This window comes from Kocuria oxytropis (assembly GCF_040981195.1).
Taxonomy (GTDB): Bacteria; Actinomycetota; Actinomycetes; order Actinomycetales; family Micrococcaceae; genus Kocuria; species Kocuria oxytropis.
On record NZ_JAVFXA010000118.1, the window covers coordinates 1 to 521 of the forward strand.

Here is a 521-nt window from a genome sequence, read left to right on the forward strand (position 1 = left end):
GTGCCGGCCGCGGAACTCCTCGGCGGAGCGGAAGTCGTGGGTGTGCAGCTGCCGCCCCCGGAAGCTCTCCCGGCCGGGGTAGTACGGCCAGTACGGGCGATCCCACGTGCCGGTGCCGTTGACCACCAGCTCCGTCCGCCAGGTCCCGGAGTCCGTGACCACCTCGAGCGGCCCGTCGTCGGAGGCGGACTCCACCCGGCGCACGGCCACGGGCCGGTGCACGGGCAGCCCGAAGCGGCGCTCGTACTCACCGTAGTAGCGGGCCACCACGGACGAGGCGGGCTCGGCCGGGTCGGGCACCCCGAGGGCCATCCCGGGCAGGTCGTGGATCCCGTGGGCCCCGCCGAAGGTCAGCGAGGGCCAGCGGTGGCGCCACGCTCCCCCGGGCCCGGGGTTGGCGTCGAGGACCACGACGTCCTCCTCCGGCTCCAGTCCCCGGCGCAGCAGGTGGTGGGCGGCGGACAGGCCCGCCTGCCCGGCCCCGATCACGACGACCTTCGGCACAGCGCTCCCTGTTCGTT

The 521-nt window shown here is 75.4% G+C and carries 1 protein-coding gene; it reads right to left on the bottom strand.

Features of this window, described 5'->3' with window-relative positions:
* Positions 1-504 (bottom strand): FAD-dependent oxidoreductase (locus QYM41_RS17880; RefSeq protein ID WP_368801109.1); only part of this gene is annotated, 504 nt, incomplete at its 3' end.
* Positions 505-521 lie beyond the last annotated feature (17 nt).